The sequence below is a fragment of the Bradyrhizobium diversitatis genome, assembly GCF_016031635.1.
GTDB lineage: Bacteria > Pseudomonadota > Alphaproteobacteria > Rhizobiales > Xanthobacteraceae > Bradyrhizobium > Bradyrhizobium diversitatis.
The window spans coordinates 169,070-193,474 of the sequence record NZ_JACEGD010000007.1 but is presented as its reverse complement, the minus strand read 5'-3'; the positions used below and the strand labels follow the sequence as shown (position 1 = coordinate 193,474).

Sequence of the window (24,405 nt, the reverse complement as noted above, 5' to 3'; positions counted from 1 at the left end):
CACTATGGTTGCTTTGATACGAAGGTACTCATCTATAGCCGGCTTGGCTGCTTATCTTCCTATCCTCTGTCTGAACGCGCAAATCAAAGTGCAGACGGGGCAAGATCCCGAGCCCAAGCGGCTTTTCTCGTAAAGTCGCCCGCGAACGTGATCAACGCGCCTCCTGGAATTGAGTGTCGTCGTCAAGCGGATTCGGAGATGGGAGCTTCGCATCGGGAGCCAAAAAAACTTGAGGGTCACTGAGAGATCCCTCTGTCAGAGTAGAGCTGCTCGGACCGGCTCACGGTTGCAAGCTCCGGCTCATCTCAGATCGATTGCAAGGAGGAGCCTATTGCCTAAGCTGCCATCTGCACGGGGAGGGCGGAATAACCGTGCACGAAGTTAGATGCGACGCGTTCCGGATCGCCGACAACCTTGATGTCGAGGCGCCTATTCAGCATTTCCTCCCAAAGAATCCTCAGCTGCAGTTCAGCAAGGTGTCTTCCGACGCAGCGATGGATGCCGAACCCAAACGAGAGATGTTGCCGTGGGTTCTTCCGATCAATGATGAAGCTGTCGGCCTGGTCGATGGCCTCATCGTCCCGATTCCCGGAAATGTACCACATGACGACCTTATCGCCTCGTCTGATATGCTTGTTACCTATCACGATATCGACCGTGGCAGTGCGGCGCATGTGTGCGATCGGCGTCTGGTAGCGTATGATCTCGGAGACGGCGCTCGACACGAGCCGAGGAGTCTCGCGTAGCTTCCGCAGCTCCGACGGATTCTGGTTCATGAACAACACGCTTCCACTCATCGAATTGCGTGTGGTGTCGTTCCCGCCCACGATCAGCAGGATGAGGTTTCCAAGGAACTCACGTGGCTCCATATTCCGCGTCGCTGGTGAGTGCGCCATCATCGAAATCAAGTCGGCGTGGGGCTCGGCATTTTTGCGCTCGTTCCAAAGTCTTGTGAAATAGTCCAAGCACCCGGACAAGACCACCCGTCGCTTCTCCCAGGTGTCGATCTCGTGGCCGGTCCGCGGAGTTGTGGCGGCGACGTCCGACCAGTAGGTCAGCAGCCGCCGATCCTCAAATGGAAAATCAAACAGCGTCGCCAACATTTGCGTCGTTAACTCGATCGAGACCTTATCGACCCAATCGAAGGGTTCGTTGCGCGGCAAGCCATCCAGAACGGCCTTGACCCGCCGACGGATCAAGCCCTCGAGCTTGGCCAGGTTCTCCGGCGCCACGATCGGACTGATCGTGTTGCGCTGCTCGCCATGTTTCGGAGGGCTCATCTTAATGAAACTCGGAGTCCAATACTCTTCCGGCAAATCGACGATCGTGACGCCTTGCTCTGACGAGAACACTCCGTGAGTCATGTTTACTGCAACAATGTCGTGGTATTTCGTTATGGACCAATAGGGACCGTAGGGGCTATCTTGACAGTAGTGGATGGGATCTTCCTTTCGTAACCTCTCGAAATAGGGCCAAATGCTGTCATCCTGAAAGCGCTTGACGTCGCTGACATCCAGATCGCCCAGAAGAACGTCATATGCCCCCTCGCGCGCGTGACCTGTCAATATTGTATTCATGATTGCCCTCCGGCCTTAACCTCTCATCTAGCTTTTGCTCGCTTGGGCGAATTCCCACGGCGGCTCTGAGAGCTTCGCGCGATTTTTGAATGGACCGCCCCCTCGTTTCCCGCCGGCTGAAGCGATTTTCGGTTGCGAGCGATTGATCGGTTTGAAGGTCGGACAATATCGCAAGCCGGAGCGCACCTCCCCTACCATGATTGGGAGGGGCATGAGCTTGCGTTCACTGCGAGAATCGTTCCTCGCACAACCGCTCAGCTGGTTGCAGCGTTATCACGAGGTATTCGCTGAAGTCCGGTGACGGCTTGGCCGGTCAGGCGGCGGCGGCCTGGGTTGACTGACCTCGAGCCGGTCGCTGAATGTCGGACCGAGAACGAGTGTTGACAAGCCATTGTGGCTATCGAGACGACGCCAGCGTTTCTGCGCGACCGATCGATCTGCTGGCGTTCTTAGCCAAGCTCGCAGTGCCTGATCGCTATCGAGGCGTGCGCGACTGCGCTCCATTGGGCGCGAATTGATCGCGCTCGGCCATCAGGTCCGGCTGGGGTTGCCGAGCTACGCCAAGGCCTCCCTCTAGCGCGGCAAGAACGACGCTGCCGATGCAGAATCGAATCTGCGAGGTGGTGATGCGACCGCGCATGCACTCGTGCCGGTGGAGCGAAGAGTATCACACCTTCTCCCCCTCGGCAGTGGGCTTCTCCTTACTGGTTCTGCGACGTAGCAACTGTAATGCTAGATCTGAGTGTGAGGCAGAGGCATCCGGAGTCCCAAACGCTTCTTAGAAATGAAACTACCGATACTGCTTATGCGCTCTTCTCGAGGAGCGCAACGATATCATAGAGCGTCGTAATGACAGCGACCGATTCTTCTTTCGGCAACGAGACGTCACGGCAAAACCAGACTGCTCGGCATCCCGCGCCGCGTGCTCCAAGCACATCCGAGCGAAGGCTATCACCTACCATGATGACCCTGTCTGGCGCCTCACGCAAAAAGCTCAGACAGGCTTCGAAGGCGGCTTGGCTGGGCTTGCGATAACCGCAATCGCCGCAGAACATGACAGGATCGCAGTCGCGGCTGACATTTGTATGCCGAGCTACCTCGGCTCGCCACAACCTGTGGCTCGTTCCCCAAGGCGTATTAGACAAGATCGCCGTCCGGTAGCCCATTCGGCGAACTGTAGCAATGACTTTCTCCGCTTGTGGCATGAGCTGGCCGGTAGCAAAGAGTCTTTTGCAGAGGCGCAGCTCGAGTAGCGTTGCATCCACGTCATCAATGTCGGGTGCCAGTACGCTTCTGAACCGGTCGGCGAAAGAAATCACACGACAATCCTCGCGCTCTCTGTTCAGCGCCTGCAATGTTGCGCTGGCGATGGATCTCGGCGCTGTGACAGTAGACAAATGTGTAAAGCTGGACGAATCGGTGAGGAAATCATGCAAGAACTCAATCTGTTCGGCCTCCGTCCGTAATGGATAGTCGCAAAGGGTGTTACCCCAGTCAAAGATGATAGCTGTGGGATTGCTCATCTTCATGGAAGCGCTTTCAGTCGATCCAGAAACGCTCGCCACTGGCGGAGAATAGTCTCTGGATCTTTGCCCTTGCGCCAAAGGTCCTTATCCAAATCATTTGACGCGTGCTTGGCTCGCATGCAGTCTGGTGAAACCTCGCCAAATATCGCATCGCCTTCGGCGGTGATAAAAAAACAAATATCGAGGAGTTCAATTTGGCACGCTGCCAAGACCTTCGCCAGCGCCCTGAAGGCTCGCAAAGCCAAATGCCTGGCAGCATCCGTATCGATGAAGCGGTCCGCGAGCCAATTCGGCATGCATTCGTCCCGATGGGGTAGTGGGTTCCGCCAGTCGAAGCGCACATAGGGTTCGTGTCGCTGATCGGCTCGGAGGTATCCGCCATGACGTATTGGGAAAGTCTCCAACCCGCGGTAAATATGTTTTGGTGTCCCGACATAGGCGGCTTTCACGATGACCTCGATAGGCGGAGCCGCAACTCGCCGACTGATGTAATAGTCTTCACCAACGTGAACGATCGTGGAAGGCACACCCTCAGTCTCTAGCATCCGCCAAAGCCGCTCGCTGATGCGTAGACGCAACCGGTCGGTACCCTCAACTGTGGCAGCGCGATTTGCGGAGTACGAGAACAACGTGGGCTTTAAACGCACGATGACGTTTTGATCATCGATAGCGCGGATCACCTTCGATTCGCCCTCTATCAGCAAGGGCAAATCGTCGAACATGGAGCGCCAGTGGTCCGGATTTGCAAACGCGGCTCGTTCGATAGGCTGCATTGGGATTTCCACCTATTCACTATAGTTCTGCGTACAGGTACACCGTCCTGTTGCACGCACGCGGCTTCATGTTCGTACCACGAGGGCATCGCGACGAAGGCTGTGAGTAACCGCGACCGCGCCGCAACCGTCCGGACGTACCGTTGCATACCGCCTCGTCCGATTGCAAACGGGGTGGCCCAACGTAGGGTATTGTCAGGCGCTAGATCCGCCCCACATCACCGATTGCTTGGTGATGTCCTTCCAACACGCAAATGGCGTGCCGAACTGAAAACTGGCACTTCTGCAAGCCCTTGAACGAGTATCTTCAATAGCCTTGATCGTGCGTCGCGTCGCTTTGCGCGAACTGTCTTAAAACCGACAATCGGCACTGAATGATATCCGACAAGATTAGTTCGACTGCAACGTACCCCGATTTTGGATCCACGTACTTGGTTGGAAGGGCACACTTGTGCATCTCCCAGCCGAAGGCTCGAAGCCAAAATGCGCGCGAGCGAAGAAGTCCTTGGTACCCTCAGGATGACCGGAACAGCAGCGCTTACGCATGCCGCCGCGCCTGGTTGAAAATTCAAGGCAGGCTCGAAGGCTCCGCTGCCACGGTCACATTCGGAATACGCCGTAATGCGGCGAGGCGATTGGGCTGTTGAGCGAAGCACTCAGAACGATTGCAAGCGCATTTCTGGTATCGACGGGATCAAGGATGCCATCATCCCACAGCTCGGATGTCGCATAGTACGCGCCCGACCGCTCCCGATATTCTTCCAGGATCGGCTGGCGAATGGCTGCCAACTCCACCGTTGAGAGGTGCCCATTGTGCCGAGCCAGCTGTCTTGCCTTGACGTGTGTGAGGACGCCCGCTGCCTGCTCGGCGCCCATCGCCGAAATCTGGGACTGCGGCCAGGTAAAGACAAAACGCGGATCGAAGGCCCGTCCCGCCATAGCGTAGGTTCCCGCTCCGTGGGAGGCGTTACAGACGATCGTGAATTTTGGCACGGATGCTCCGGAGACGGCCATGATCAGCTTTGCGCCGTCCTTAGTTATGCCACGCCTCTCGTAGTCCCGGCCGACCATAAAGCCGGTCGTATTCTGCAAGAAGAGGAGAGGCGTTCGAGACTTGTCGCACAATTGAACGAAGTGAGCGCCTTTCAGTGCGCTTTCGCTCAACAACACACCATTGTTTGCGAGAATGCCTATTTGATAGCCATGCAGTCGCGCGAAGCCGCACACAAGGGTCTCTCCATAACGCGCCTTATGTTCGTGGAATCGGCTGCCATCAACCAGACGGGCGATGATCTCCCGCATGTCGAATTGCGTCCGGGGATCCCTCGGAAGAATGCCGTACAGTTCGGATGCATTATAAGCGGGAGGCTCCGGAGCGGCCCGGTTGATCGGGGCTTTTACAGCATCACTGAAGCGAGCAACGATGTCTCGGGCAATTGCAATCGCATGCAGCTCCGAACTTGCAAGGTAGTCGCTCGTGCCCGATACGCTGGTATGCATATGAGCGCCGCCAAGTTCTTCGGCAGAAATCTCTGCGCCAGTGGCAGCTTTGACGACCGGAGGACCGCCCAGAAAAATCGCTCCCGTGCCCTCAACGATAATGTTGTAGTCGCTAAGCGCCGGGACATATGCCCCGCCGGCGCTGCAATGGCCCATGGCTATACCGACCTGCGGTACTCCCATCTTTGAGAGAATGGACTGATTGCGAAGAATTCGACCCGCGTGATAGCGATCTGCGAAGAACTCTGCCTGTAAGGGCAAGAAACCTCCGGCACAGTCGCACAAGTGAACGACCGGCAGGCAATTCTCGATTGCGATGTCCAAGGCCCGCACGATCTTCTTGACCGATAGCGGATACCAGGCCCCGCCCTTGACGCTAGCGTCATCTGCGTGAATGACGACCTCTCGACCCGCGACAATGCCGATCCCAACGACCTGAGCGGCGCCGGGCACCTCACCGTCATAGGCTTTGTTAGCCGCCAGTGTCGAAAGCTCGAGAAACGGAGTGTCTGGATCAAGCAAAGCCTCGATCCGATCACGCACAAACAGCTTGTTTTGCCGCTTGAGACGGTCAAGATCCCGTACCGGACGCGCGAAGCGGGCGGCCTGCTGGCGCTCCTCCAATTCTTTTGCCAGTCGCCTGTTATGAAGTTCGTTGAGCCGATAGTCTTCCGACCTGACGTCCACCAGAGACGAGAGCTGCTGCATTTCAGGTCCGCTCCTCGAGGAGCGTAACCAGGACAGCATCCTGCTCAAAGCTCTCGCCTTCCTTGAAGTGAATACGCTCGACAATGCCGTCTTGTGGAGACCGTATGACGGTCTCCAACTTCATGCTCTCGATCGTCATCAGGGCCGTCCCGGCAGAAACGGCCTCGCCAGGCGAAACCCGGGCGACAATGACGACGCCCGGCATGGGCGCGCGAGCGACGGTTTGGCTTATCTCCTGCCTCGACCTAGCAAGCGTTCGCAATGGGTCGCAGTAATGCAAACTGCGCGTTTCGCCGTTCATGTGCACGTGAATGGTCTCGCCATCAATAGCGAACCTGACCGGCTGGCTTTCACCCGCAATCATAACAACACCGCAGCCATCACGGCGATGGGAGAACGCGATCGGGGCGATCACCCTGTCATGCAAGCAGAGACGGTAACCCTCTCGGCATCGAGACAGCCATAGCTGGTATTCGACGCCATCGACCTCAAAAGAGTGATTCACGCTAGTTTCTCCAACTGCCCAGCGCCGCGTGAAGATCGGACACGGCATCTGCCGATTCGCGGACCGGTCCGGTCAGGAGGGCGCCTGCTGCCAGGAACCCTGATAAGTCGGCCCGGGGGTCGCCGGCGGCGATGTGCGGATGTTCCTCAAGATAGCCCGTGTGAATGTGTCCATGCAGAAATCCATCATCCGCGAGGATACGGGCAAGAAAGCTGGCGTTGGTTGTGCAACCGAGCAGCACCAAGTCCCGCAACGCGCGATGCGCCTTTTGCGCGGTCTCGACACGCGAGGGCGAATGCGCGATGATCTTGGCGAGCAAGGGGTCGAATGCTGTCGTGATCTTCTGATCTCGCGAAAGGCCACTGTCGATGCGTATACCGTCGCCGCTGGGGTAGTCGAGCACAAGGACCTTGCCTGTCGTTGGAGCATATCCGCGCTCCGGCGCTTCGGCACACAACCTGGCTTCGATCGCGTGTCCGCTCGGCACAATGTCCGATTGTGTCAATCGAAGTGGGCGCCCCGCAGCGATGTGGATCTGTTCGGCAACAAGATCAACGCCGGTGATCATCTCGGTCACGGGATGCTCAACTTGCAAACGTGTATTCATTTCCAGAAAGTGGAACTCTCCTCCGCTAAGGAGGAATTCGACAGTGCCTGCATTGCGATAGTTGGCTGCACGGGCGATACCAACGGCGCTATCGCAGATCCGTTGGCGCAACTCCGACGACAGCCCCGGGGCGGGCGCCTCTTCGATCAGCTTCTGAAACCGACGCTGGATCGAGCACTCCCGCTCAAACAGATGAGCAACCGTTCCCAAGGCGTCGCCGAGCACCTGGACTTCGATATGGCGCGGGGTTTCGATATATCGTTCGACGTAAAGCCGGCCGTCTCCGAAGTAGCGCTGCGCCTCGCTGCGAGCCCGCGCAATTGCGTCCTCTAGGAGCCCGATGTCGCGCACGATCTGCATGCCCTTGCCGCCACCGGCCGCGGAAGGTTTGACCAGCAATGGCGGTCCCATGGCCCGGGCTCTGCGCACGAAGGTCGTTGGATCATCTTCCTCGATGGCGCAAGGAGCGACTGGAAACCCGTGTCGCTGAACGAAGTTGCGAGCTCGGATTTTGTCGCCCATCAATTCGATGCTTTCGGGGGCAGGTCCGATGAAGGTGATGCCGGCGCTCGTAACGGCCTTGGCGAACTCCGCGTTCTCCGACAGAAATCCATACCCTGGATGCAGTGCACCAGCATTCGCCTTTCGGGCGGCGGCGATAATCTGCGGGATGTCGAGATAGGCAGCATTCGGCGTGCGTCCGTCGATCGCGATGGCTGCATCGGCCATAGAGACGGCAGGCGTGCCGGCATCAATGTCGTGGTAGACGATCGCAGAACGAAGCCCTAGCTTGCGAAGGGTCTTGATGATACGAACGGCGATCTCCCCCCTATTGGCGATCAGAACGCTATCAAAAGGCAGTTCGTGCATTGGGATATCTTCAGCTGTTTGATTGCCCGACCACAGACGTTTAGCTTGAGCCCGACGATCGTCCTGTGAGCCCTGCGTCACGTATTACAGCCATTGATCGGATTGGTTTAAGGCGGCGCCACGCACACGTGCCGCGGCACGAATATGTTGAAGCGAAACCACCTGTCGCGCATACCTCATCTCGGGCCCCCATTTCCTGTGGCAGCATCCCGAACCGAGATGATCTGGCGACATTGCACGCTCAAGCGTTGGATATTGGCTTTGAGACAGGCGGCGACGGCGTCCTCATCAGGTATGTGAGCGCCGCAGAGGCGAAGCGCATCCGGTGTGCACGCCTGACGCGCCTCCGCCGGGACCGGGCGATCCCGCGCATCTACGCTTCCGCAGGACAGAGCTGTCGTCATCGCAACGCCAAAAAGCGCAATTGCATAGCGATGCGCTCTGGGGCGCGACGACCGGTTGGTTCGCTGCATGTAATTCACGGCTATCCTCTGTCGGTGTGATCTACGATTGCTGCACGGCGTGATGGTCATGCGATGGGCGAGCTCGCGTTCAAGCCCCGCCGGGATGCGAGAATGTCGTGCTCCGATCTCAGAAGTCCGATTCACCTGAGCGGCCGCCGGAGCGCGCATGGTGACCGATTGGCGGTGTGGGGAGGGCCCGGGCATCCGAACAGAGTGTCCCGATGCAGGTTCGAAGGTCTGAGAGGTTCACAAGTCTTATCACGCGTCAGGCAGCTGACCGACGGTCGGACGCGGTCCGCCGCCTTAACTTGCATGATGATACAAACTGACGTTACGTCCGATTCAAGCCTCTTGAGAGCCACTTCGGAGAATAGATTGAGACCGTCACTCTGCCAGAGCGGGCTGTGCCGAACCGAGGTGCGAGCCCAATGCTCCATTTGGCCGGCATTCGCCGTCATCGTGAAATCATGCGATATGCAGAGCGAGCGCGATTGCAGGCGACAGGCGAATTAAGGTGTCTCGGGTCGCGTTACACGCCTTTGGCCGCGCGGCATTCACTCAGTTGCTGGCATCTTCCCGGTCGGCGGCGCTGAGAGCCGCTTCGATACTGGCTCCCTCAACCGTGATATTGAGCGAGCTGCTCCAGACGCCTCACTGTGCCGATCGGCCTCGGGATGCCGCCCCGTTTCACTCTCGGAAACGGGCAAAGCCAATTCGCTGACCCTGCTATTAAGTCCAGCAAGAGAGATATCGAGCAGCGCGTTGCTCGATGCGCGCCGGCCGCCCGGACCCGGTACCGCCGCGCTCGATAGGTGCGCGTGTCGCAGCCGCGTAGCCAAGCCTGATCATGCTCCAACCTCGAAAGGAAGGGAGCATGATCTAATTGCGCGCGTCGTTCCGGGGCGCACGCGCGGCTATCTTTGAAAACGCGAACCTCTCACGGCTCCAGTGCGACCTGCAAACCCTCGTGACCTCCAACGTGAACGTAACGCGGCCCGATTGGCCGACCTCGACCGCTGGCGACGGTGACAATGTCTTCGAGCGGGGCGGCGCGTGCATCCGATGCAGGGCGGGACAAGATCAGATCGGCGTGGAACAGACCTTCCGATTCAAGTCCGGTCGCATCGATGCCAAGAGTTGCCAACGTGGCCAAGCTCCTTTCAAATTCCTCAGCGTCGCGAAATCGACGCTGAATAAATGTCGCACCAGTAAGGCGTTCCGTCACAAGACCACGCTTTTCGAAGGTCGCAGCCAGGGAATCATATGGGAACATCCGCAGCACGAAAGAGATGATCCATGGACGCTTCTCTGTCACGTCGAGAAGTTTGCTGAACGTCTTCTCGGTCACGTAGCCGATGCAGCCCGTCGACATGATGACATCAGCGGAACGGAGAATACGCGCGCCTTCCGGCGAAAGCGATTCCTTTTCAAGGTCGGCGACAATACCCTGCTCGAGCAGGCCAACGGCCGTTGCATAGCGGATTGCCGGTGCCGAGACATCGAGACCGATAAACCGCGCTAGACCAACATCAGGCCAAGCCGAATAAAACTTGCGATCGAGATCCACCAGTGTCTCGGAACTGATCGCCCTCATCTCGCGCCGGGCATAGCGGTGACGCAAGCCGCCGAAGGTCAGTGGAAACCGATGCACTGCCGCATTGATGCCGTATGAACAGCCGACATCAAGCACAGTCGGCTTAACGCTGGTTGCCGAAGCTTTCGCTGCTAGAATCTGACGCACGACCGGCTCCGCCACATCCGGGATCATGTAATCCAGGTCTCCCAGGACAGAGAAATACGCTCTTGGATCATCCAAAGCGTAAATGTCATCGAAGATAGCTTTATCCCGATTGATACGCGAAAAATCTGCTCGCAACCAACGTCTCCACTTCAATTTGCACGCAAGCCAAGGCTCTTGCCTCGACCAGTGCTCTCTCATTGCAAATGTTGGCCGATGTATGAACCTCACAGTACTTTTGCGGTCTGCCTGACCGATACGACGTGCAAGCTTAACGTCGTCGCGCAATAACCGGCCTGCACGCGAAGAAAGGCGCGCAGCTCGGGTTGGAGGCCAATGAACAGCTGAAAAAGAGCCCCGGCCTGGGGCCGGGGCTCTCGATCCGTCGCTCTAACGCGATGGAGTCAGTATTTGAGAACTACGGGGCCCCAGAACTTGTAATTGAGCCGCGCGGTCAGCAGATCGAAATCCTGCCCGATGCGCTCGCTAGCGACCGCACCCGCAGGGGTGTTGAAGTTCACGTTAGCGTCTTGCCGGAATATATGGTCGTACTCGAGCCCGACCGACCAATTCGGCGCGAAGCCGAGTTCGATGCCCGCCCCGACCACGCCGCCCCAGCGGGTATTGTCGGTGCTCGCCAGCGGCGCGCCGGCGAGGGTGTTGATCTGATAGGTATTGCCGGTCACCGCGGCACCGCCCTTGGCGTAGAGCAATACGTTGTTGATGGCATAGCCGACCTGGCCTGTAAGCAGGCCGAACGACCCGGTCTTGGTCTGATTGATGTCGCCCGGGAAGCCGGTGCTGACATTGGAGCCGTTGAAATCGGCCCAGTTGCCTTGGCCTTCGACACCGAAAACGACCTGGCCCGTCTGCCAGCGATAGCCAAACTGGCCACCAACGGTTCCACCGCTCGCGTCATGAGAGCCTTCGGGCGTGACGCCTCCAAAATCCCAGGAGCTATGGGTCGAACCCCAGCCGCCATTGGCACCAAGATAGAAGCCGCTCCAGTCATAGATTGCGGCCGCGACCGGTGCCGGCATCGGCGGTGCTTTGGTGTAGATGGGCTGCTGAGTGAGATCGGCGGCGAATACGGGCGTTGCCCCGATCAACGCGACGATGCTGGCAGTCACAAGCAACAACTTCTTCATTTCGAATACGCTCCTTCACATTTCCCCTGCGCCGCACGCGTAATAACAGTGCTGTCTCGAATTGCTGTAGCTGTCGCGCAACATTCTCGCTTCCAGAAGCGCTTGAACCTAACGCCGCGTCAGCTTGCGCGCTTGTAAATCATGATCAACCGGCACAGCAGGCAGGGGTCCATCGTGTATCGAACCCCAGGGGCGCGCGCGTCAATCCCAACAGGAAGTGAAGTCGTCGGTGAACTCGAACCAGAGCGATCATGACACGCGCGTGCACCGAAGCAGCGAGGATCGTAGAGAATCGAGCGAGTGCTATCATGTCGTCCCATTTCCTTGGGTCGCCACGACCGGAAACCGGAAACACTCACCATCTACTCCCTCTGACGGATCACGTCACGTGCGTGAGTGGACCGAAGGCTCAAACGATCAAGTCCGCATTGGTATCAAAACGCGGCAAGCACGCGCTGCTGGTCTATCTCGTTCACAACATCATCGGGAAAAGCCAGCTAGAACTTAGTCGCCCGATAATGGCGGGTTCTCAACATGATGTGTTTCGTTTGAGACAAAGTGCGCGCGCGACGCCCATGCCGCTGCGCATTTACGATCAACCGTTGCGATCGAAGGCGCAGCATGTTTGGCCCGCCTCTTGCTCTTGTTGCGGTTAGGGGATTTGGCTCGACTTGATAGGAGGCAGTCAATGCCGGCCTGTCGGTGGATCTTACAAGGGGATGATCTGTGATACTACGCCGTCCTGATGTGCGACCAATCTTGATGAGGCGAACGCAACGCAGATGGTTCTGGTGCGAAGGAGGGAGCCGATTTCATGCAGAACGAGGAGGAGGCCTGCGAAAACGACTCGCATCTACTAAGCCCATACGAACGCCACCTCGTGTCGTTCTCACCAGCCAGGCCGAAAACCAGCTCAATTAGAAAGAAGCAATGAAATACCTGGAGGACAGCAAGGACCTGGAGATCGAGACCCGGCTTTCTCGTCTCGGGCGTGCGCCCGCCGAACATTCCGGGATGGTCAACATGCCCGTCTACCGGGGCTCCACAGTTGTTTCGGAAACCCTGGAGGAATACGAAGCGCGCAGGCAGAGCGATCCGACGGCCAACTACGGCCGCTTTGGCTCGCCTCTGTCCCGCGCACTCGAGCTTGCCGTCTGCGAACTGGAGGGTGGCTATCGCTCGCTCCTGTTTCCGTCGGGGCTCTCTGCCTGCACCCATTCGCTTCTCGGCCTTCTGCGCGCAGGCGACCATGTTCTGATCAGCGACGGCGTCTATACACCTCTCAGGACATTCGCGGACGAGGTTCTCTCAAGACTTCAGATCACGGTGCAATACTTCTCTCCAACGCAGCCTGCCGAGCTTGCAGCGAAAATCACCCAGAAGACCCGGGCCATCTATCTGGAATCACCTTCGTCCCTCACGTTCGAGGTTCAAAACGTCCCTGCGCTTGCTGCCATCTCCCATCGCTCCGCTGCGCTCGTGGTCATGGATAATACATGGGCAACGGCTCTGTATTTCAAGCCGTTTGCGCATGGCGTCGACATCTCGATCCAAGCGGCGACCAAATATATCGTCGGCCATTCAGACGCGCTGCTTGGTATTGCCACCGCAAACGAATCGGCCTGGCCGGCGCTGCGATCGAGCGCCCACGATTTCGGGGAGATTGCTGGGCCGGATGACATCTATTTGGCCCTGCGGGGACTGCGTACCCTAGCCGTCCGCATGAAGCGTCATTGGGACAACGGTCTCAAGCTGGCCCAAAGCCTTCAGTCGCATCCAGCTGTCGACGACATCTTGCACCCGGCGTGTCCAAGCGATCCTGGCCATGAGCTTTGGAAGCGCGACTTTTCAGGGGCGAGCGGCCTCTTTGGCGTTGCGCTGAAACCGATGTCGCAGCCGCAGCTTTCGACTTTCTTCAATCGGCTGCGACTTTTTGGCATCGGCTGGTCGTGGGGCGGATTTGAAAGCCTGGTGATGCATGTCGACCCATTAAAACGCGCGGAACCATCGCGTGCTCTCACTGGACCGCTGATACGGGTTCACGCGGGCTTGGAGGACGCGAGCGACCTGATCGCGGACATGTATCAGGCGCTCGATGCGGCTTGGGAGACAAGAAGCACGCGTGTTCATCCGGACAACGATGATGCATTCATCGCTGAGCGCTTCAAACGAGCCTGAGCGCAGTCAACTCGAAGCCGAACCTTGGCTTGGCCAGGAAAGAAGTCGGCCGTGAACGAGAAGTGAAGGGAACGCGATCGGCGCGTTTTGACGAAGAGCGAGAGACCCGCTCGTCATCGAGATGTTCTGGCCCACGATTCTTGGGGTCAGAAGTTCGCTTGCGGGATGGTGTCGGAGCAACTCCGATACCCCATCGAGCGGGACCGTCGCCAAACCTGGGAGGAGCGTTATGACGACCATTGCAGCTGCGCCACCCGCGCGGATGGCTCGATCATGGTACAAGATCCTGTACGTCCAGGTGTTGTTCGCAATCCTGCTCGGCATCATCGTCGGGTGGGGCTGGCCATCGCTTGCCACCTCCGACTGGATGAAGGCGCTCGGCGACGGCTTCATCAAGCTCATCAAGATGGTGATCGCGCCCATCGTCTTCTGCACCGTGGTCTCCGGCATCGCCCATATCCAGGATGCGAAGAAGGTCGGCCGGGTGGGGATCAAGGCGCTGGTCTATTTCGAGATCGTCTCCACCCTCGCGCTGGTGATTGGCCTCGTCATGGGCAATCTGTTCCAGATCGGCCGCGGCCTTGCGGCCAAGCCCGATGCGGTGGCAGTCGCCAATTATGTCGAGCAGGCGAAAGCGACCAAGTTCGTCGATTTCGCCCTTAACATCATTCCGGACAGCGTGGTCGGCGCGCTCGCGCGCGGTGACATCCTGCAGGTGCTGCTGTTTGCGATTCTGCTCGGCTTTTCACTGATGGCGCTCGGAGAGCGCGGCGCGAGGCTGCGCAGCACGATCGACGACGCCGCGCAAGCGGTGTTCGGCGTGATCGCCATCATTATGAAGGCCGCGCCGATCGGAGCGTTCGCCGCTATGGCATTTACAGTAGGTAAGTTCGGACCCTCGGCGCTGGCGAATCTGATCGGATTGATAACGCTGTTCTACGCGACCGCCGCGTTGTTCGTCATCCTTGTTCTCGGGTTGATCGCGCGGTTCGTCGGCTTCTCCATCTTCAAGTTCATCGTCTATATCAAAGACGAACTCTTGATTGTGCTCGGCACATCGTCCTCCGAGAGTGCGCTGCCACAGTTGATGGAGAAGCTCGAGCGGCTGGGCTGCTCGAAGCCCGTGGTCGGCCTCGTGGTGCCGACCGGCTATTCGTTTAATCTTGACGGCACCAATATCTACATGACGCTTGCGACATTGTTCATCGCGCGCGCCCTCGGGCTCGACCTCGCTTTCGATCAGCAAATCACGATTTTGATCGTGGCGATGCTGACCTCAAAAGGGGCGAGCGGGGTCGCCGGGGCAGGCTTCATCACGCTGGCCGCGACACTGTCGGCGGTCAATCCGGCTCTGGTGCCAGGGATGGCGATCGTGTTCTCGATCGACAAGTTCATGAGCGAGGTGCGCGCACTCACCAATATCATGGGCAATGGCGTTGCCGTTGTGTTCGTGTCCTGGTGGGAAGGCGAGCTCGACACGATCACGCTGCATGCACAGCTTGGCCGGGGGGGCGATCTGCCCGACGTGGAAACGGCGACCGCGGCTGCTGGCGCCATTTCTGCTTCGGAGGGCGCGGGCAATTCAGAGATTGCGTGCGCAAAAGGAGGAAGTTGGACTGGACGCGCACGTTGCAAACGCGGACGAGCGCATTCGCCATGATGCTGTTTCAGCGCGACCAACGCCTGGTCGAGTAGGCGAAGGTCGACGTCGTGGTCCGTTCCGCGCATTGACGAAACGCGGGCGAGCGAAGACGAGCTGCTGTCGAAGCAGCGGAATGATGCCTCAGGATTGACCGAGCAATTCGGATTGGATCGTCCTCGCGGTGTAGAGGGAGGCATCGAGCGGCAAATTGCCAAATGCGACCTGACAAAGCAGGTAATTTGCGCCTGCTTCCTCCAGCTGATTGAGCAGAACGTTTCGAACAGAGGTCGGCGTTCCGACGACGCACAATTCGCTCTCGATTGCCGCCTCGAATGTCAGCGGAAGGGGTTGTGGCGTCGGGATGTCATTGAGCTCGTAAAGGAATTTGAAGCTCGTTAGCCATTGCTCGTAAGCGGATCTGGCCAGGGAATAAGCGTCCGCCTCAGATCGCCCAATCACGATCATGCGCAGCAGTCCAACAAATGGCCCACGATCAGGGGCGCTGGGACTGCGCTCTCGATGCGTGTGGTAGGCATCGGTAATTTTCCGGACGCCGGCGGCGGGCCCAACGCAGGCGAGGTTTGCGCCATTGCCTGCGGCCCAGATGGCCGTCTCGGGCCGATTGGTGGTCACCCATATTGGGGGACACGGACGCTGATGCGTGGTTAATGTCAGAGGAACCTGGTTCAGCTGGAAATGTCGGCCTTGGTAGGACAGGGCTCCACCCCTCAAAGCCTTCAGGAGAATGTCATTGGCTTCCTCATACCGGCTTGGCGCCACGTCCTCGGAAATACCAAAATAGCCTAGTTCGACTGGAAGAGCGCCCCGTCCGAGACCCAGCTCGAGCCTGCCGCCGCTCAACTGATCAAGCATGCAGATCTCCTCAAATGCGCGCAGCGGATGATAGAGGTTAAGCAGCATGACCAATGGGCCGAGACGAAGGTGCCGCGTACGCTGCGCGGCACTCGACAGGAAAAGACTGGGCGAAGGGCTTCTTCCATGGGGCGTGCAGTGGTGCTCGGCCACGTGGTACGCATAGAAGCCGAGGCGGTCGTATGCCTCCGCCAGGACCAGGCGATCTTCGTATTGACGACCAACATCGCGGCCGTCGTCGTCCAGGTGATCGAAAATGCCGCAGGTGAGTTTTAACGAAGGCCGGTGTGTCATCAGATGAAATCCTTAAGGGGCGACTGCCTGCTCGTTTCCGGGGGGCTTAGGGGCCGTACTTATTGTCGGCGCATCTCGCGACCATCGGGTCGCGACCTCGATCGCCCATGCCATCGGGCGCACGACATCGTGGTCTCGCTTCGGCTCTGCAACATGCGCAGGGGGAGGCGCTCTATGCGCGGCCTCTTGGCCGTCAGCTGCAAGCGATCTCTGCTTGGCTCGAGCCGCTCTCGTCGCCGTCTCGTTCCATCGGCGGTATAATGAAATGAGCGGACATCGGCGCGCCGTTGGCTATTCATCTCGTTTCAGGCGTTCTGAAATCGCGGCGACCGCTGCTAAAAATGAGTCCATTTGCGCCGTCGTGCCGATGCTGATGCGGATGCAGTGGTCGAGGCCGTCATCTGTAAATACAGCAACCAGTATCCCGTCTCTCTCCAGCGCGGCCTGCCACCACCTGCCGTCCTGTCCGTTCGGCACACGCGCCAGCAAGAAATTGGTATGGGAAGGCGCCACACAGAACCCGAATTGATGCAGTGCGGCCGTAACTCGTTCTCTCTCGTGCTTGATGTGCCTGTGGTTGTCTTCGTAGGCCGCGCGATGGGCAAGGATGCTGACGCCTACCGCATGCGCTATGACATTCATGTTGAAGACGTTCTGGATGTTTCTCAGTCGTCCAATGACCTCTGGATGACCAAGGCCGAATCCGACGCGAATGCCTGCCGCCGCATAGCTCTTCGATAAAGTTCTCAAGAGCAGGAGATTGGGGTGGCGGCGGACGAGCCTTAGACCGTTATCAGGTGCGAAGTCGACATAGGCTTCATCCAGCACGACTAAGCGCTCGGACTGTGCAACGAGACGTTCGATATCGGCGATGGGGGCGAACGTCCCAGTCGGATTGTTGGGATTAGCCAACAAGATGAACTTGGCATCCTTTGCCGGACCGAACAGCAACTGATCAATCGGGATCGAATGCGAGTCGCTCCACGAAACTTCGAGAAATTTGGCGCTCTGCAACACAGCTAGCTTACGATTGAACGAAAACCCGGGAGACATCATTGCGACGCTGTCGCCCGGCCCAAGAAAGGCCCTGTAGATCAGGCCGAGAAGCTCCGACGATCCGTTGCCGGCGATCACATGGTCCTTTGAGAGGCCGTAGGCATCGGCGGCAGCCTCCCTCAAACCGATGTTGTCGTCTTCCGGATACAGATACTGACGCTCGAGCGCCGAGATCGCACTTCGCCATACCATTGTTGGTAGTGGAAATGGATTCTCATTGGTGTTTAGCTTCACGTAACGCGCATCTGGCGCCCGCTGGCCGGGCGACTGGGCTTCCAGGTCTTTAGCCGGCTGCGCAAGAGAAGAGAGCACAGCTTGCAGTTTTACATCGACCATATTGTGTTCCCTCTTGATGCGCAGACGGCAGTCGCCATTGAGAGTGTCCTGAGACGGTCTAACGAGAAGTCCGTTTTGCACACCTGGCGTGGCGGCGCCTGGGGCGTTGGCGGTGCACGAGCCAAATGTCGGCGCTTGAAGTGCTGCGCCTCCCAAGAACGACCTGGTTTCTGGTGCGCGATGTTGCGAGCACTGGCCCAGCGTGCTCGAGCCGCAAGCCTTGGCTTAAAGATCGGTACATGCGTGGCGGCGTCATGCGATGCTCCCGGGCGAGGCACTGGCCTACGCCGGTTTTTCTAGAGGCCGTGGCGACCTGTTTGCCGAACCTACAATTTGACGCTACGTGCGAATCAAGTGCTGTCGAGGTGTTCGTCCCAAAATTCGTGCAAGCTTGTGGCTGAATGCTCGTTGTGACTGGCGCCGGGGGCGCATGAGAGCGTGTGCGGCAAATCAACGGCCGTTCGGGCGGCATCAAGGCACGGGCTCGGGCGTGAGGGCGAGCGCCTCGGACGGCTCTCGGGCAATCGACTGTTGGAATCCTGGCCCTTTGTCAGAAAGCAAACACAGCCGATCTCCTGAGTCCCCGCCCGTTCGCGAGACGACCTTTGGCTGCGAATTGTTGCGGTGTTGATCGCTGTAGCCCAGATCCTGCAACGCGCCCACGGGGTGGCGTTAGAAGGTGTGTGCTTGTGTCCCGATCTTGCCGAAGAACGTGGGTTATTCAGTCGGCCGGGGCCGACCGCTGGCGCCCGTCGGCCTCACGCGTTTCGAAGGCAATATCCCGAGCGAGGACACACAAGACGCTGGTCCCGGCCGCGCCCTCACGCAATCCCGAGCTCCTCGCGGGAGTGCCGTCCCGGAGAGCCAGCTCGCTGGTGGCCCTCTGCACACATCCGCCGCTTCGACTTGAGCGATACAGGTGCGACCCTGCGATCACCGTCAGGATCGAGGCCAATCGCGGCAGCTATCGGCGGCAAAGAGTCGCCGCGATCGGCGTCGATGACTGGCTTGCGAGCGCCATTGCATGTCTCGATCGACACTGGCGGCATTCCTGCGCCGGCGCCGGACGTCACCAAGCTCGTCGTTGACGAATTCAGTCGAGATTTGGCCCGACCGATTCCAATTGGAATCGGGGAGCCGATGTGAACCGCGTCTTCCTGTTCGTTGGCTAAGAGCAATGCCGACATCGATATTGTGATCGCCGGCGCTTGCGCGCTCACCTGCCTTGCAAGCAGTGGTCAGCCTCTTTACAGAGCGAAGTTCCAGAGTCGCACGCGCGAAATCGCACGCATCAACACATCGCGTCAGGTTTCCGGCAATGCGATTTCATGCGCGAGCAGGTGTTTTGTCGCATATAGGGAATGAGCGTGCCTGCAAAACATCGGCGCTCTTCGCGTGGGCTGCACCAGAAGAGACCGCGAGCGCCGTATTCCAATGTGTGGCCGGGAAAAAATCCCGTTCTGATCGGGAAAAAGATGACGCGTGCATCAAGTTGCTACTCAACGGTTGCCGACGGCTCGCGGTCGGTTACAGATGGCGTCGGAAAAATGTAGACGATCTACGCAAGATTGTTGGAACTCGTGCAGTGCACTGCGAACGCAGGACAACCTCGTAACAAAAACGTTAAGACCACGATGCGTTTATAGTGGTGCCATGAAAGAGCGTTATCTCTTGGCGGCGTCCATGAATTGCGCACGAGCATCAGACGCAGCATCAAACTCGCAAAATCCAGACACGATGTAGGGAGGATGCTGAGAATAACGGAGACGTCGTCATGTTGAACATCGCTTCCGCACACCAAAGGCCTGACTCAGTGTCGGAGACGAACCAAACTGTTCCCATTGTGACACTGCACGAAAGCGCGGTCGTCGGGATCTTCGAAATCTCGAAGATACTCACCGCCCCCTGCCGGCTCGAAGTCACGTTGGCCAACGTCGTTGATATTCTGCATTCGTTTGTTCAGATGCGGCACGGCATCGTCTCGCTTTTCGACAACGATGGCCAGCCAGACATTACGGTCGGCGTCGGCTGGACCGAAGGCAGCGACGAGCGGTACCGGATGCGCCTGCCACCGAGAGCAATCGATCAGATCATGGCGACGGACATGCCGCTCGTGGCCGAGGACATCGCAGCCCACTCGGCGTTCACTACGGCCGACCTCGAGGTGCTCGGTGCCACCGACAACGCACGGGTCTCGTTCATCGGCGTTCCCATTCGGATCGACGCGAAAGCCGTTGGCGCGCTGACCATCGACCGTGTTCTGGACGACAGCTCAAGCGTACGGCTCGAGTACGACGTGAGACTTCTCACCATGATCGCTAATCTGGTTGGGCAGACGGTGAAGCTGCATCGGCTCTTCGCGACTGACCGCGAGCGATTGATGGCGGAAAAGGATCGATTACAAAAACAATTGGCCGAAATCCAGCAACCCGCGCGCGAGCGCAAGAAGGTCAATGTGGAAGGCATTATTGGCGATAGTCCGGCGCTGCGCGCGCTGCTCGACAAAATCGCGGTGGTTGCCAAATCGAATAGCACGGTCCTGCTGCGCGGCGAATCCGGTACCGGGAAGGAGCTGGTGGCCAAGGCTATTCACGCCCTCTCGGCGCGCTCCAAGCGGCCGTTCATCAAGCTCAACTGTGCGGCACTTCCCGAGACGGTTCTGGAGTCCGAATTGTTCGGCCATGAGAAAGGTGCCTTTACCGGCGCCTTCAATTCACGCAAGGGGCGCTTTGAGCTGGCCGACAAGGGAACGCTGTTTCTGGACGAGATCGGCGAGATCTCGCCCTCGTTTCAGGCAAAGCTGCTGCGCGTCTTGCAGGAGCAGGAATTCGAGCGTGTCGGCAGCAATCAGACCATTAAAGTCGACGTCCGCGTAATTGCCGCCACGAACAGAAACCTGGAGGAGGCAGTAGCAAATAACGGGTTCCGCGCTGACCTCTATTACCGTGTCAGCGTCGTTCCCTTGCTGCTGCCGCCATTGCGCGAAAGGCGCAGTGACATTCCGCTGCTGGCCGCGGAGTTTCTCAGGAAGTTCAACAGTGAAAACGGCCGCACGTTGACGTTCGATCAAAGTGCGACGGACATCCTGATGAATTGCGGGTTTCCGGGTAACGTCCGCGAACTCGAAAATTGCGTGCAGCGGACAGCAACCCTCGCCCCAGGCCCCTCAATCTGCAGAGAGGACTTTGCCTGCTGCCATGGCCAGTGCCTTTCGGCGATGCTGTGGAAGGGCGGATCGGAAGACGTGCCGCTGCATGCGCGGCCGGCCGGCGCAGGGACCCCAAAGGCGAACAGCGCCGGGGTTGAAGCTGGTCGGTCAGTTGCGGGCGTTGTCCCGCCTGTCCGGGACGAGCAGGCTGGGCTGGGGCCAGCCGGCGCGGCACTCGTAAGTACCGGACAGATGACCGATCCCGAGCGCGTCATCGCGGCCATGGAGCGATCGGGTTGGGTTCAGGCAAAGGCGGCGCGCCTGCTTGGTGTTACTCCCCGCCAGATCGGCTACGCGCTGAGGAAATACGGCATCGAGATCAAGCGCTTCTGAGCGGTGTGGTGTCGCTGCGCACACAGCGCTGTCGCGATGACGACGAATGTCCGAAATGCACCTGCACGTGTTGGAGCACGTCAGGCCCCCAGAACTCCCTGTTTTCATCGACTCATGCCTTGAACGGCCAAATGGTACGACATTTGCTGTGCTCTCTCCGGATTTCGAAAGTTCCTGGAGGGGCACATGCACAACGTCGTCTGCATCAAGCAGGTCCCTGATTCCGCACAGATCCGCGTGCACCCTGTGACCAACACGATCATGCGCCAGGGCGTGCCAACCATCATCAATCCTTACGACCTGTTCGCGCTCGAAGCTGCGCTCGATCTGCGCGACAAGTTTGGTGGTGAGATCACCGTCCTTACAATGGGCCCACCCTCGGCCGAGGACACTCTACGGAAAGCCCTGACTTTTGGCGCCGATCGCGCGGTGCTGCTGACCGACCGTTGCTTCGCGGGTGCGGATACCCTGGCAACCACCTACGCACTCGCGACCGCCATCCGCAAGATCGGCAAGGATTATGGCCAGCCTGACCTCATATTCACGGGCAAGCAGACGATCGATGGTGACACCGCGCAGGTCGGGCCAGGTATCGCAAGGCGGCTTGCTGTGCAACAGCTAACCTATGTCGCCAAGATCATGACCATCGATCTCACCGCCCGCACAATCGAAGCGGAGCGGCGCTCCGAGGGCGGCACCCAGGTGCTGCGCGCAAGCCTGCCGTCGCTCATCACCATGATGGAGGCGACCAACCAGATTCGCCGTGGCGCAATGGCAGATGCTTTGCGCGCAGCCCGAGCGCCGATTGTAAAATGGAACGCCCAGGAGGCGGGCGTCGAGGATATCTCCAAATGCGGTCTCAAAGGTTCTCCGACCGTTGTAAAACGCGTTTTCGCGCCCTCAGCGCGCGCTGAGAAGGCAGCCATCGTGGATGCTGCCGAGCAGCCGGCGCAAGCGTTGATCGACGCCATTTTCAAGCAGAAGCCCAAGCTTGAAACCGAGCTTGCCGCTCTGGCCCGAGGCTTATGATTCGGGGAGAGGTTCGGGCGATCAGCAATGACGAGCAGCGGCCGTCGACGAGCTTGCGCCGGGCAGAGTAGGTGGGTGGAAAGAGCGTTAAGCCGAAAGTTGCAGGCTAAGACTGGCGATGATCCTGCGATTCCACTGCGCCGTTGAGCATTTGGACGTGTGGAGTGCAAGCGGAAATGGCTTCTCCTTCGTGATCGCTTATGCGAGCCGCGCAGGCCACGGCTTTCACGGACGTCCCGGCTATGTAGCGTCATGGCGCCCGCTTCATCGAAGTCGTAGCGCAATCAAGATCGCTGGCTCGCCCTTCACAACGTTCGCCGATGCCGAGCAAGCCTGCAACTCGATGCTGAAACATCTGACAACCTGAAGCTCACAGCCAATGCGCTGCACCGAGCCGGAGCGTCAACGACATGGCGTCATCGGCCCCCACCAGGTCGATCTGAAGATGTTTCGCACATTTGCGGCCAAGACGTTCCGACCTGCGGCCATTGACCACGTTGCTCGTCGGCTCCGGCTTCTCGGTGCAATTGGAGACATCGGGCACCGAAGCCATTCAGGCGAATCCCTCCACATGGGTGACGGTCAGCCCGAAGATCGGCATGCCGGGTCGGCGATCTGTTCTGGGTGAGGCTTTGCGGCGCGCCCATGAGATCAAACACCCGGGGCAAGCCTGCCGACATCCAAAACCTGCTGAGCTTCCCTATCGATCACGCGCTCAAGCCAGTGATATGGCTACAACCGTTGAGCCAGGACCGGGAAGCGACGGAGCTGTGCATCCGAGAGGCAACTGCACGCAACTGGCGCGTCAGCATCCAGACGCACAAGTTTATCGGCGTGCGGTGACGCTCGCTAAAGAAGCTGCCACAAGGTCCATGTTTGCTACCGCGGAAATGCTTGTGAATTCGGACCACTTCACCGAGACGCGGGCTCCGCGGCAAACCGAGCAGGAGCCGGGCGACACAAGCCGCTTATTGGCTTCTCACAGGGGTCTTGAAAAATCCTTCTTTTGCCAGGCGAAGATGTCTGTCCAGTGTCGTGTGCAGTGACGCACGAAGCTCAAGCGGGATCGAGTCGTCTGTGTCGATCAGTTCCCGAATCTTCAGAAACATGCGGTCGATTGAGTTGAGCGTGGTCGTCATTCGCCCCGGTATCATCGGTTCTTCCTTAGCAACAGCCGCAGACGTCAAGCGAATAGCCAGATGCTCTGGCGGCTCAATGATCTCGGCGGTGGCAGGCCAAACCAGCTTTCGCCGCACCCGCAAGCCTACAATCTTACGCAGCGTAAGGTTCAAGCCCTTTCGATGGGCAGGTGGAGCTTATTTCAATCTGAAAACAACCAAATGCGCTCCTCGCTCACCGGCATTGAGGGGACAAGCGGCTCCATAGTCATGGCTGCGGTCGAGACCACGTCTGCGGGCATTTCTACACGCGCCGTCAAGTTCCGACCGGGCGGGCCTCAGGTTTGCAACGCGTCACCGATTCTTGACAGACATCAGCCCGTCCCGCACGCCAGTGTGCTTGAAATCGGACATCAGTGTCCGAACCGTTTAGAACCTGGAACGAGACACCAAACGTGTCTGATTCCGCGAGAACGGAATCAGGTATGTCGACGGAATCACGTCAGGGGCGCCTGATTGTCAGACCTGCATCCTCTATTGCTTGGAGAATCTTGCTCGCAATGGCCCGCGCGTCAGGCTGGCCCTCACCGATCAAGTCAGCCGCCAACACGCGGGCAATGACATCGTGCGCGTCTTCACGTTTGAGCGCCTCGGGCTCGGCATATTCGCCGCAGATCCTGCAGGCGAGCACTGGCCGACCGTTCCAGGGATCGTGAGTTGCAACTTCGTACCATTTGTCGGCCTCACATTTCGGGCAGCGCATCGGTGAACTCTCCTGGTACGGTTCAGCGCAATTGATCCGCTCAAAGAACTGCGTTTCGCTCCAAACCACGCGTCTCGTTTGCTGCTCACAGCAGCCCGTCGGGGCTGAGAAGCCGATCTCCTCGAGATCCTTCGGGGATACAATGCGCGGGCACAGGGA

17 protein-coding genes and 1 pseudogene are annotated in these 24,405 nt (G+C 58.7%); 5 read left to right on the top strand and 13 right to left on the bottom strand.

The window, feature by feature from the left end; all coding sequences use genetic code 11:
* Window positions 1-335 precede the first annotated feature (335 nt).
* The 8 genes from H1B27_RS08965 to H1B27_RS08930 all read right to left on the bottom strand — a co-directional run bounded on the left by H1B27_RS08965 (window position 336) and on the right by H1B27_RS08930 (window position 11,416).
* Window positions 336-1,577 carry a cytochrome P450 gene (locus tag H1B27_RS08965; protein ID WP_197965789.1) on the bottom strand — a complete coding sequence of 414 codons (1,242 nt, stop codon included), beginning with the start codon at window positions 1,575-1,577 and terminating at the stop codon, window positions 336-338.
* 803 nt (window positions 1,578-2,380) lie between these two features.
* Window positions 2,381-3,106: an HAD family hydrolase gene (locus H1B27_RS08960; protein WP_197965788.1), complete on the bottom strand. Its 726-nt coding sequence runs from the start codon at window positions 3,104-3,106 to the stop codon at window positions 2,381-2,383.
* Window positions 3,103-3,876, bottom strand: a complete 774-nt coding sequence (locus H1B27_RS08955) for a phosphoribosylaminoimidazolesuccinocarboxamide synthase (RefSeq protein WP_197965787.1) — start codon at window positions 3,874-3,876, stop codon at window positions 3,103-3,105. The genes H1B27_RS08960 and H1B27_RS08955 overlap by 4 nt, the downstream gene beginning before the upstream one ends.
* Before the next feature lie 600 nt (window positions 3,877-4,476).
* Window positions 4,477-6,084, bottom strand: a complete 1,608-nt coding sequence (locus H1B27_RS08950; protein ID WP_197965786.1) for an acyl-CoA carboxylase subunit beta — start codon at window positions 6,082-6,084, stop codon at window positions 4,477-4,479.
* Window position 6,085: 1 nt separating this feature from the next.
* A complete protein-coding gene (locus H1B27_RS40975) occupies window positions 6,086-6,589 on the bottom strand; it encodes an acyl-CoA carboxylase biotin carboxyl carrier protein subunit (RefSeq protein WP_197965785.1) in 504 nt (167 codons plus the stop codon).
* Window position 6,590: 1 nt separating this feature from the next.
* A complete protein-coding gene (locus tag H1B27_RS08940; RefSeq protein WP_197965784.1) occupies window positions 6,591-8,066 on the bottom strand; it encodes an acetyl-CoA carboxylase biotin carboxylase subunit in 1,476 nt (491 codons plus the stop codon).
* A gap of 1,401 nt (window positions 8,067-9,467) precedes the next feature.
* Entirely contained in the window at window positions 9,468-10,298 is an 831-nt protein-coding gene (locus tag H1B27_RS08935; protein WP_376708977.1) for a class I SAM-dependent methyltransferase, read from the bottom strand.
* A 374-nt stretch (window positions 10,299-10,672) separates the two neighbouring features.
* A complete protein-coding gene (locus H1B27_RS08930) occupies window positions 10,673-11,416 on the bottom strand; it encodes an outer membrane protein (RefSeq protein ID WP_197965782.1) in 744 nt (247 codons plus the stop codon).
* Window positions 11,417-12,346: 930 nt separating this feature from the next.
* Here H1B27_RS08930 and metC point away from each other — a divergent pair.
* Entirely contained in the window at window positions 12,347-13,594 is a 1,248-nt protein-coding gene (gene metC, locus H1B27_RS08925) for a cystathionine beta-lyase (RefSeq protein ID WP_197965781.1), read from the top strand.
* 229 nt (window positions 13,595-13,823) lie between these two features.
* Window positions 13,824-15,131: pseudogene (dctA, locus tag H1B27_RS08920) on the top strand (C4-dicarboxylate transporter DctA); the annotation flags it as partial.
* 246 nt (window positions 15,132-15,377) lie between these two features.
* On the opposite strand, the gene H1B27_RS08915 reads toward dctA, so the two are convergent.
* Together H1B27_RS08915 and hisC are read right to left on the bottom strand one after the other, a co-directional pair.
* A complete protein-coding gene (locus H1B27_RS08915; RefSeq protein WP_197965779.1) occupies window positions 15,378-16,403 on the bottom strand; it encodes an LLM class flavin-dependent oxidoreductase in 1,026 nt (341 codons plus the stop codon).
* Window positions 16,404-16,694: 291 nt separating this feature from the next.
* Window positions 16,695-17,795, bottom strand: coding sequence for a histidinol-phosphate transaminase (gene hisC / locus H1B27_RS08910; protein WP_197965778.1), 1,101 nt, complete (start codon window positions 17,793-17,795; stop codon window positions 16,695-16,697).
* Window positions 17,796-19,569: 1,774 nt separating this feature from the next.
* Between hisC and nifA the strand changes: the two genes are divergently transcribed.
* From nifA to H1B27_RS08895, 3 genes are all read left to right on the top strand, one after another.
* A complete protein-coding gene (nifA, locus tag H1B27_RS08905; protein ID WP_197965777.1) occupies window positions 19,570-21,336 on the top strand; it encodes a nif-specific transcriptional activator NifA in 1,767 nt (588 codons plus the stop codon).
* Window positions 21,337-21,522: 186 nt separating this feature from the next.
* Entirely contained in the window at window positions 21,523-22,365 is an 843-nt protein-coding gene (locus H1B27_RS08900) for an electron transfer flavoprotein subunit beta/FixA family protein (RefSeq protein WP_197965776.1), read from the top strand.
* Between the two features lie 118 nt (window positions 22,366-22,483).
* The gene (locus H1B27_RS08895; protein WP_197965775.1) at window positions 22,484-22,732 is read left to right on the top strand and encodes a hypothetical protein; all 249 of its coding nucleotides are present in this window, start codon (window positions 22,484-22,486) and stop codon (window positions 22,730-22,732) included.
* 3 nt (window positions 22,733-22,735) lie between these two features.
* On the opposite strand, the gene H1B27_RS08890 is transcribed toward H1B27_RS08895, so the two are convergent.
* The 3 genes from H1B27_RS08890 to H1B27_RS08880 all read right to left on the bottom strand — a co-directional run bounded on the left by H1B27_RS08890 (window position 22,736) and on the right by H1B27_RS08880 (window position 24,246).
* Window positions 22,736-22,918 (bottom strand): hypothetical protein, encoded by a 183-nt coding sequence (locus H1B27_RS08890; protein WP_197965774.1) that lies wholly within the window; start codon window positions 22,916-22,918, stop codon window positions 22,736-22,738.
* 415 nt (window positions 22,919-23,333) lie between these two features.
* Window positions 23,334-23,657: a hypothetical protein gene (locus tag H1B27_RS40000; protein WP_246515293.1), complete on the bottom strand. Its 324-nt coding sequence runs from the start codon at window positions 23,655-23,657 to the stop codon at window positions 23,334-23,336.
* Between the two features lie 328 nt (window positions 23,658-23,985).
* Window positions 23,986-24,246, bottom strand: a complete 261-nt coding sequence (locus H1B27_RS08880) for a hypothetical protein (protein ID WP_197965773.1) — start codon at window positions 24,244-24,246, stop codon at window positions 23,986-23,988.
* Window positions 24,247-24,405: the final 159 nt, after the last annotated feature.

What these genes read in the sequence shown, in the direction of transcription:
- hisC (WP_197965778.1), bottom strand. Translation starts at nt 17,795, where the DNA reads ATGGTCGATGTAAAACTGCAAGCTGTGCTCTCTTCTCTTGCGCAGCCG.
- nifA (WP_197965777.1), top strand. Translation starts at nt 19,570, where the DNA reads ATGTTGAACATCGCTTCCGCACACCAAAGGCCTGACTCAGTGTCGGAG.
- H1B27_RS08940 (WP_197965784.1), bottom strand. Translation starts at nt 8,066, where the DNA reads ATGCACGAACTGCCTTTTGATAGCGTTCTGATCGCCAATAGGGGGGAG.
- H1B27_RS08915 (WP_197965779.1), bottom strand. Translation starts at nt 16,403, where the DNA reads ATGACACACCGGCCTTCGTTAAAACTCACCTGCGGCATTTTCGATCAC.
- H1B27_RS08950 (WP_197965786.1), bottom strand. Translation starts at nt 6,084, where the DNA reads ATGCAGCAGCTCTCGTCTCTGGTGGACGTCAGGTCGGAAGACTATCGG.
- H1B27_RS08900 (WP_197965776.1), top strand. Translation starts at nt 21,523, where the DNA reads ATGCACAACGTCGTCTGCATCAAGCAGGTCCCTGATTCCGCACAGATC.
- H1B27_RS08930 (WP_197965782.1), bottom strand. Translation starts at nt 11,416, where the DNA reads ATGAAGAAGTTGTTGCTTGTGACTGCCAGCATCGTCGCGTTGATCGGG.
- H1B27_RS08890 (WP_197965774.1), bottom strand. Translation starts at nt 22,918, where the DNA reads ATGGCTTCGGTGCCCGATGTCTCCAATTGCACCGAGAAGCCGGAGCCG.
- H1B27_RS08880 (WP_197965773.1), bottom strand. Translation starts at nt 24,246, where the DNA reads ATGCGCTGCCCGAAATGTGAGGCCGACAAATGGTACGAAGTTGCAACT.
- H1B27_RS08960 (WP_197965788.1), bottom strand. Translation starts at nt 3,106, where the DNA reads ATGAAGATGAGCAATCCCACAGCTATCATCTTTGACTGGGGTAACACC.
- metC (WP_197965781.1), top strand. Translation starts at nt 12,347, where the DNA reads ATGAAATACCTGGAGGACAGCAAGGACCTGGAGATCGAGACCCGGCTT.
- H1B27_RS08935 (WP_376708977.1), bottom strand. Translation starts at nt 10,298, where the DNA reads ATGATCCCGGATGTGGCGGAGCCGGTCGTGCGTCAGATTCTAGCAGCG.
- H1B27_RS08965 (WP_197965789.1), bottom strand. Translation starts at nt 1,577, where the DNA reads ATGAATACAATATTGACAGGTCACGCGCGCGAGGGGGCATATGACGTT.
- H1B27_RS08955 (WP_197965787.1), bottom strand. Translation starts at nt 3,876, where the DNA reads ATGCAGCCTATCGAACGAGCCGCGTTTGCAAATCCGGACCACTGGCGC.
- H1B27_RS08895 (WP_197965775.1), top strand. Translation starts at nt 22,484, where the DNA reads ATGATCCTGCGATTCCACTGCGCCGTTGAGCATTTGGACGTGTGGAGT.